Here is a 380-nt window from a genome sequence, read left to right as displayed (position 1 = left end):
AACAATTTGGAAAGCTGACTGATTGATTACTTACGAGTAATTCAATCAAATTTAAAAGTTCTCAATGTTTATCTTTCATTAGATGAACACAACAAACACATTCAAGTGTCTTGTATTCGAATCAATGTTTACATTGATTCACAATTGAGTCCGGCAAACAGTCATCAGGAATTAACCCTTCTTGATGACAACCAAAAACCTTGGTTAGTTGCCATACGCTTATTTGTCTTCACTTTTTAAAGTGAAAGCAAATAGAGACCCTTTCGGGTTGTATGGTTAAGTGACTAAGCGTACACGGTGGATGCCTTGGCAGTCAGAGGCGATGAAAGGCGTAATAACTTGCGATAAGCCCAGATTAGGTAGTAATAACCTTTTGAGTC

General features: G+C 37.1%; 1 rRNA gene. It reads left to right on the top strand.

The annotated features are described in order from the left end of the window. Positions 1–274: 274 nt before the first annotated feature. A 23S ribosomal RNA gene (locus H5300_RS27135) occupies positions 275–380 on the top strand; the annotation flags it as partial.

Origin of the sequence: Vibrio sp. SG41-7, assembly GCF_014164465.1 — a bacterium.
GTDB lineage: Bacteria > Pseudomonadota > Gammaproteobacteria > Enterobacterales > Vibrionaceae > Vibrio > Vibrio splendidus.
This window is presented reverse-complemented; position numbering and strand designations above follow the sequence as displayed.